Source organism: Streptomyces soli, from assembly GCF_003999195.1.
Classification (GTDB): Bacteria; Actinomycetota; Actinomycetes; order Streptomycetales; family Streptomycetaceae; genus Actinacidiphila; species Actinacidiphila soli.
This window is the reverse complement of the sequence record NZ_RJVR01000148.1, coordinates 1-7,870: the sequence shown is the minus strand read 5'-3', so window position 1 is coordinate 7,870 and position 7,870 is coordinate 1. Positions and strand designations below refer to the sequence as shown.

Sequence of the window (7,870 nt, the reverse complement as noted above, 5' to 3'; positions counted from 1 at the left end):
CCCAGCGGCCGCCGGCCTGCGCCCCGATCGCAGTCGTACGACTCCGGCCACGGCCGGGGCGCCGGCTCAGCCCCCACCGAGCCGCAGGCTCCGTACCAGGGCCGGGCCGCTGCCCGCCGTGCCCAGCAGGGCGGCAGGCGCCGCGCGGCCAACGCCTCGGCGCCCGCAGCCGCCAAGCCGCGGTCGAAGTGGCACGTCGTCGACTACCCCCGCTGGGGCAAGCAGGGCTGGCGCCGCTGGATGCCGTCCTGGAAGCTCGTGACGGGGATGTGTCTCACGTTCTTCGGCAGCCTCGTCGCGGCGGCCGGGATCGGGTACTCCATGGTGAGCGTGCCCGATGTGAACGTGGCGGCCACCTCGCAGAGGAACGTCTACTACTGGGACGACGGCACCCAGATGGCCACCTCCGGTAGTGGTGACAACCGGCAGGTCGTGCCCATCGACAAGATTCCCCTGGCCATGCAGAACGCGGTGATCGCGGCCGAGAACAAGACGTTCAGGACCGACTCAGGCGTCGACCCCCAGGGTATCGCCCGCGCACTGCTCAACATGGCGAAGGGCGGTGACACGCAGGGTGGTTCCACCATCACGCAGCAGTACGTGAAGAACGCCCTGCTGGCCGACCAGTCGCAGACGCTCACCCGTAAGTTCAAGGAACTGTTCATCGCGATAAAGCTCCGCGCGCAGAAGTCGCCGGACGACATCCTCGCTGGGTATCTGAACACCTCGTACTACGGCCGTGGCGCGTACGGCATCCAGGCCGCCGCCCAGACGTACTACGGCGTGAACGCCGAGCAGCTCAACCCGAGTCAGTGCGCCTTCCTGACGGCCCTGTTGAAGGGCCCGACGTACTACGACCCGGTGGGCTGGCCCAGCATCGACCCTTCCGCGACCGCCGCGGCGAACAAAGCCCGTTCCATGTCCCGCTGGAAGACAACCCTCGAGGCGGAACTAGCACAGCACTACCTGACCCAGGCCGAGTACGACACGGCCATCAAGACGTACCCGATGCCCCAAGGGCTCAAGGCGACCGCCGGTATGACCGGCCAGGTCAGCTACCTCGTCGACACCGCCAAGAACTACGTGGTGCAGCACTCCAGCATCACCCAGGCGCAGCTCGACCAGGGCGGCTACCAGATCCACACGACCTTCAACAAGGCGAAGGTCAACGCTCTGAAGGTGGCCGTCGAGAAGGTCCAGAAGGCACGGATCAACCCCAAGAAGTCCAGCGACAAGTACGTTCAGTTCGGCGGAGCCTCCATCGTGCCGGGCGACGGCAAGATGGTCGCGATCTACGGCGGCGCCGGCTACGAGAACAACCACTTCACCAACAACGCCAACACCACCTCCGTACCTGTCGGTTCGACCTGGAAGCCCTTCGTCCTGGCCGCCGGCATGCAGTACGGCACGGTCAACAACCCCGGCGTGCCCGTGCCCCCGACGAGCAAGTACAACGGCAACGACCACCTGAAGGTCAAGCAACCCGATGGCACGTACGTCAAGAACAAGGACGGCTCGCTGTTCTACCAGGTGAACGAGAGCCCTTACGCGTGGGGCTACATCACCCTGCGCAAGGCGATGGAGCAGTCCATCAACACGCCGTTCGTCCAGCTCGGTGAGGACGTCGGGCTGAGCAATGTGCAGAAGATGGCAGAGAACGCCGGAATCAACAATGGCTTCGCGAGCCTCAACGCCTCCTTCTCCATCGGTACCTCCACCCCGAGTGCGATCCGCATGGCCGACGCCTACGGGACCTTCGCCGCCTCGGGCAAGCAGGCCGAACCGTACTCGGTGACATCGGTCGTGCGGAACGGCATCGACGTGCCCAGCTTCAAGAAGCCCACGCACAAGGGCACGCAGAAGATCGAGGCCAACGTCGCCAACAACGTCACCGACACCCTGGAGAACGTGATCCAGAACGGTACGGCGACGAAGGCAAAGGCGCTCGGGCTGACGGCGGCCGGTAAGACCGGTACGACCGACAGCAACAAGTCGGCCTGGTTCGTGGGATACACCCAGCAGCTCTCGACCTCGATCGTCATGTTCCGGGAGAACGAAAAGAAGCCCGGACTGATCTCCATGAACGGAACGGCGGGTGTCGCGTCCATCCATGGTGGTGACATCCCCACCGAGATCTGGACCGACTACATGATGGCCGCGCTCAAGGGCCAGCAAGATCAGCCCTTCCCCAAGGCCACCACGGTCGGCAAGGCCCAGAACGAGTCCGGTGCCCCGTCCCCGACCCCGTCGGTGACGATCACCCCGTCCGCGACCCCGAGCGTGACTCCCTCCGACACGCCGACCGCTTCGAGCTCGCCCACCCCGACGGTGTCGTCGACCTGCAAGAACAAGTGGGACCCGACGTGCGGGAACGGTGGAAACACGGGATCGCCGACACCGACCAATTCCGCCAGCTCCACCAGTAGCAGCGGAGGTGGCAACGGCAACGGGGGACTCTTCAACGGGGGCGCCACCGGCGGCTAGCGCCGCCCCGGACCCCCGCACCGTGGCCGTGGAGAGCACCCGCTCCCCACGGCCACGGCCGTTCCCGGGCGGAGTGTGAGGAGAGGAGTGGAGGACACGACGGCCCTCGCTCAGCTACGTAGGGCAGGATGTCGCCATGACGAGTGTGCGCGAAGAGACCGTGCCGCCGACGGCGGAGGATCCGGTGGCCCGGGCCGGGAGTGAGGTCATCGGGGGGCCGCTGGGGCGGTGGGCGGCCATCGGGAGGCACTCGTGGTGGAATCCGCTGCGGGTGATCGTTCTCGTGGCGATCGGGATGTTTGCGCTGGGGATGGTGCAGAAGATCCCCTGTTACGACAGCGGCTGGTTCTACGGCGCGAACGCGCAGTACTCCCACGCCTGCTACTCCGACATCCCGCACCTGTACTACGGGCGCGGCTTCGCCGACGACCTGGTCCCGTACTTCAACCACATCCCCGACGCCGTCTCCGGGGGCATGGGATATCTGGAGTACCCGGTCCTGACCGGCCTCTTCATGGAGGTCGCGTCGTGGCTGACGCCGCACAGCGGCACCATCCAGAGCCGCGAGCAGATCTACTGGATGGTCAACGCGGGCATGCTGCTCGTCTGCACCGTCGTCATCGCAGTCTGCGTCGCGCGCACCAACCGCCGGCGCCCCTGGGATGCGCTGCTGGTCGCCTTCGCGCCCGCCTTCGCGCTGACCGCCACCATCAACTGGGACCTCTTCGCGGTCGCCCTGACGGCGGCGGGAATGATGTTCTGGTCCCGCAGTCGCCCGCTTGCGGCGGGCATCCTCATCGGCCTGGCCACGGCCGCCAAGCTGTATCCGGTGCTGCTGCTGGGGCCGCTGTTGCTGCTGTGCCTGCGCGCCGGTCGGATGCGGGCCTGGGGGGCGGCGTTCGGCGGCGCGGTGGGGGCGTGGCTGGTGGTCAATCTGCCGGTGATGCTGTTCGCGACCAAGGGCTGGGCGAAGTTCTACACCTTCAGCCAGGAGCGGGGCGTCGACTACGGCTCGGTCTGGCTGATCATCACGCACCTGAGCGGCAAGACGATCAGCGGCGCCAATTGGTACGCGACCGCCCTGATGCTGCTGCTGTGCGCCGGCATCGCCGCGCTCTCGCTGTACGCCCCGCGCCGGCCGCGTTTCGCGCAGCTCGCCTTCCTGGTCATCGCGGCCTTCATTCTCACCAACAAGGTGTACTCGCCGCAGTACGTCCTCTGGCTCGTCCCGCTGGCCGCCCTGGCGCGGCCGCGCTGGCGTGACTTCCTGATCTGGCAGGCGGCCGAGGTCGCGTACTTCCTCGGCATCTGGATGTATCTCGCCTATACGAGCGGCGGCAACAACAAGGGCCTGCCCCAGGACGGCTATGACGTCGCGATCGCGGTGCATCTGCTGGGCACGCTGTACCTGTGCGCCGTCGTCGTGCGCGACGTGCTCTTCCCGGAGCGGGATCCGGTGCGGGGTGACGGCTCCGACGACCCCTCGGGGGGCGTGCTGGACGGGGCGGAGGACGTGTTCGTACTCGGCAGGCGCCATGAGGGACGGCACGCGGCGGCGCCGGCGGCGCACTACGTCAGCGGGCCCGAGGCGCCCTGAGTTCAGCCGGAGGAGACCCAGGAGGGGGCGGTCGCGAGTCGAGCTCGCGGCCGCCCCCTCCTGGGCTGTGGAAGGTCAGGCGCTCACCGGTCGACGGACCGGTCGAAGGTCGTCGTGGTGTGCCGCAGGTGCGCCACCAGCTCGTCGCCGACGGCCGGCGGGGCGACGTCGTTCGGCAGGAAGAGGATCGACACCTGCATGTGCGGCGGCTCGGCGAACCAGCGCTGCTTGCCGGCCCACACGAAGGGCGACAGATTGCGGTTGACGGTGGCCAGCCCGGCCCGCGCGACGCCCTTGGCGCGCGGCATCAGGCCGTGCATGGCCTTGGGGGCCTCCAGGCCGACGCCGTGGGAGGTGCCGCCGGCGACGACGACCAGGTGGCCGTCGTCGGCGGCCTTCTGCTGGCGGTAGCCGTAGCGCTCGCCCTTCGCGATGCGGGTGACGTCGAGGACGGCGCCGCGGTACTCAGTGGCGTCGTGGTCGCCGAGCCACAGGCGGGTGCCGATGCGGGCCCGGAAGCGGGTCTGGGGGAACTGCTGCTGGAGCTGGGCGAGCTCGTTGGCCTTGACGTGGCTGACGTACATCCTGCCCAGGGGCAGCCGGGCCGCCCGCAGCCGCTCCATCCAGGCGAAGACCTCCTCCACCGCGTCGGACCCGTCCGTGCGGTCCAGCGGGAGGTGGATGGCGAAGCCCTCGAGCCGTACGTCGTCGATCGCGGAGTGCAGCTTGACGAGGTCGTCCTCGCTGACGCCGTGCCGCTTCATGCTGCTCATGACCTCGATGACGACCCGGGCGCCCACCAGCCCCCGTACGCCCTCCACCGACGAGACGGACCGTATGGCGCGGTCCGGCAGCGGCACGGGCTCCTCGCCGAGGCGGTAGGGGGTCAGGACGAGCAGGTCACCGCTGAAGTAGTCCTTGGTCTTCGCGGCTTCGTACGTGGTCCCGACCGCAAGCGTGTCGGCGCCGAGGCGGGTGGCCTCGTCGGCGAGGCGCTCGTGGCCGAAGCCGTAGCCGTTGCCCTTGCAGACGGGGACGAGGCCCGGGAACTGCTCAGCCACGGACTGCTGGTGTGCACGCCAGCGTGCGGAGTCGACGTAGAGGGTGAGCGCCATGGCTAAGGCAGCGACCTTTCTCAGCGGCGGGACATGTAGATGTCAAGGGCCTTGTGGAGCAGCTTGTTCAGCGGGAAGTCCCACTCGCCCAAGTATTCGGCAGCCTGGCCGCCCGTGCCCACCTTGAACTGGATAAGGCCGAAGAGATGGTCGGTCTCGTCCAGGGAGTCGGAGATGCCGCGCAGGTCGTAGACGCTCGCGCCGAGCGCGTAGGCGTCCCGCAGCATCCGCCACTGCATGGCGTTGCTGGGCCGCACTTCGCGCTTGTGGTTGGCCGAGGCGCCGTACGAGTACCAGACGTGCCCGCCGACGATCAGCATGGTCGCGGCGGCGACCGCCTCGCCCTCGTGCTTGGCGAGGTAGAGCCGCATGCGGTTGGGGTCCTCGGAGTTCAGCGCCTTCCACATGCGCTGGAAGTACGAGAGGGGGCGCGGCCGGAAGTGATCGCGGACCGCCGTGACCTCGTACAGGTCCTGCCACAACGGCAGGTCGTCGTAGCCGCCCTGCACGACCTCGACGCCGAGCTTCTCGGCCTTCTTGATGTTGCGCCGCCAGAGCTGGTTGAAGCCCTTCTGGACGTCCTCCAGGGAGCGGTTCTCCAGGGGCACCTGGAAGACGTAGCGCGGCTGTACGTCGCCGAAGCCGGCGCCGCCGTCCTCGCCCTGCTGCCAGCCCATGCGGCGCAGCCGGTCGGCGACCTCGAAGGCGCGGGGCTCGATGACGGTGGCCTCGACGTCGCGCAGGCGCTTGACGTCCGGGTCGGCGATGCCGGCCTTGATGGCGGTGGAGTCCCAGCGGCGGATGACGACGGGCGGGCCCATCTTCACGGTGAAGGCGCCCTGCTGTTTGAGGTGGGCGAGCATTGGCCGCAGCCACTCGTCCAGGTTGGGCGCGTACCAGTTGATGACCGGGCCCTCGGGCAGGTAGGCCAGGTAGCGCTTGACCTTCGGAAGCTGCCGGTACAGCACCAGACCCGCGCCGACGAGCTCACCGGTCTTGTCGTCGAACCAGCCCAGGTTCTCGGACCGCCACTCGTTCTTGACGTCCGCCCATGCCGGAACCTGGCAGTGGCTCGCCGAGGGCAGGCTCTGGATATACGCCAGGTGCTGTTCCCGACTGATGTTCCTCAGGGTCAAGCTCATGCGGGGCGCTCCCCATCGCTGCGGCTGAACGGCCTTGCTGCCTTTTACTGCGCCGAAGCCTACTGCGAACGGGCAACGCCCCCGCCGGGCTACCCCACTACGCCTCCGAAGAGCCCGCCGTGTGCCATGCCCAGGTAGAAGCCGATCCCGGCCAGTCCGAGGCCGATGATCAGTGCGTAACGCTCCGCCGTGGTCGCCGAGCGGTACTGGCCGTACGCGCCAGTCAGGATCCCCGCCAGCCCGGCCCAGGAGCTGACCAGGTGCAGGCTGTCGAAGAAGGCCGTGACGAACGCGACGAGCCCCAGCGTCACCGTGACCGCGACCAGGGTGTTCTCCAGCGGATGGGGCTGCCCGTCCGTGTTGAGGGTGATCCGGCGATGGGCGGGCTGTTGCTGGGTCTGTTGCCGTACTGCCTGTGCCATGGGGAACCTCCGGTCGTGGAGAGGTGGCGCAACGTGGCGCCGGTCACACCCGATGTGTACAGATTGCGGGCTTTGGGGGGCGGATTTCAACCGGAAGCCCCGTGCGGGTAGTGTGTACCGTCTGCACCGGTGTCTGCGCTGCCCAAACGAGCGGCAAGCTCGATTGTCAGTGGCCCGCGATACCGTTGCGACGCGATGAAAAACCCTCCTGCCACGGAAATGCCGTGGCCGCTGAGTCCAAAGGAGGTGGGTTCCACATGCGTCACTACGAGCTGATGCTCATTCTCGACCCCGATCTCGAGGAGCGCGCTGTCTCCCCGCTGATCGAGAACTTCCTCGGCGTCGTCCGCAATGGCGGCGGCAAGGTCGAGAAGGTCGACACCTGGGGCCGTCGTCGTCTCTCGTACGAGATCAAGAAGAAGCCCGAGGGCATTTACTCGGTCATCGACCTCAACGCCACTCCCGAGGTTGTCAAGGAGCTCGACCGTCAGCTCAACCTGAACGAGTCGATCCTCCGGACCAAGGTCCTCCGCCCCGACACCCACTGAGCCTGACGGCTCAAGGCACATCGGGAAACCGAGAAGCCAAGAAACGCCGAGAGGTCACCCACCATGGCAGGCGAGACCGTCATCACGGTCGTCGGCAATCTCGTCGACGACCCCGAGCTGCGCTTCACCCCGTCGGGTGCGGCGGTCGCGAAGTTCCGTGTCGCGTCCACACCCCGCACCTTCGACCGGCAGACCAACGAGTGGAAGGACGGCGAGAGCCTGTTCCTCACCTGCTCGGTCTGGCGGCAGGCGGCGGAGAACGTGGCCGAGTCGCTCCAGCGCGGCATGCGCGTCATCGTGCAGGGCCGGCTGAAGCAGCGGTCCTACGAGACCGCGCAGGGCGAGAAGCGGACGGTCTACGAGCTGGACGTCGACGAGGTCGGCGCCAGCCTGCGTAGTGCCACCGCCAAGGTCACCAAGACCGCCGGTGGCGGCGGTTCGCGCGGCGGCCAGGGCGGCGGCGGTTACAGCGGCGGCGGCGGTGGCGGCCAGGGCGGCAGCTGGGGCGGAGGCTCCGGCGGCGGCCAGGGCGGCGCTCCGGCCGACGACCCGTGGGCAACCA

The 7,870-nt window shown here is 68.0% G+C and carries 7 protein-coding genes; 4 read left to right on the top strand and 3 right to left on the bottom strand.

What is annotated here, in order from left to right; all coding sequences use genetic code 11:
* The first annotated feature begins 240 nt into the window (after positions 1–240).
* The gene (locus tag EFK10_RS13310) at positions 241–2,484 is read left to right on the top strand and encodes a transglycosylase domain-containing protein (protein WP_127355921.1); all 2,244 of its coding nucleotides are present in this window, start codon (positions 241–243) and stop codon (positions 2,482–2,484) included.
* A gap of 136 nt (positions 2,485–2,620) precedes the next feature.
* Positions 2,621–4,081, top strand: a complete 1,461-nt coding sequence (locus EFK10_RS13305; protein ID WP_127355920.1) for a glycosyltransferase family 87 protein — start codon at positions 2,621–2,623, stop codon at positions 4,079–4,081.
* An 83-nt stretch (positions 4,082–4,164) separates the two neighbouring features.
* Here EFK10_RS13305 and EFK10_RS13300 read toward each other — a convergent pair whose 3' ends face one another.
* The 3 genes from EFK10_RS13300 to EFK10_RS13290 all read right to left on the bottom strand — a co-directional run bounded on the left by EFK10_RS13300 (position 4,165) and on the right by EFK10_RS13290 (position 6,760).
* Positions 4,165–5,196: an alanine racemase gene (locus EFK10_RS13300; protein ID WP_127355919.1), complete on the bottom strand. Its 1,032-nt coding sequence runs from the start codon at positions 5,194–5,196 to the stop codon at positions 4,165–4,167.
* Positions 5,197–5,216: 20 nt separating this feature from the next.
* On the bottom strand, positions 5,217–6,338 hold the full coding sequence (locus tag EFK10_RS13295) for a lipid II:glycine glycyltransferase FemX (RefSeq protein WP_127355918.1): 1,122 nt from the start codon (positions 6,336–6,338) through the stop codon (positions 5,217–5,219).
* Between the two features lie 89 nt (positions 6,339–6,427).
* Complete coding sequence (locus EFK10_RS13290; protein ID WP_127355917.1) at positions 6,428–6,760, bottom strand: hypothetical protein; 333 nt, start codon at positions 6,758–6,760, stop codon at positions 6,428–6,430.
* A gap of 257 nt (positions 6,761–7,017) precedes the next feature.
* Here EFK10_RS13290 and rpsF point away from each other — a divergent pair, with 257 nt between their 5' ends.
* The gene (gene rpsF, locus EFK10_RS13285) at positions 7,018–7,308 is read left to right on the top strand and encodes a 30S ribosomal protein S6 (protein WP_127355916.1); all 291 of its coding nucleotides are present in this window, start codon (positions 7,018–7,020) and stop codon (positions 7,306–7,308) included.
* Between the two features lie 63 nt (positions 7,309–7,371).
* A partial coding sequence (locus tag EFK10_RS13280) for a single-stranded DNA-binding protein (RefSeq protein WP_164835970.1) occupies positions 7,372–7,870 on the top strand: 499 nt, incomplete at its 3' end.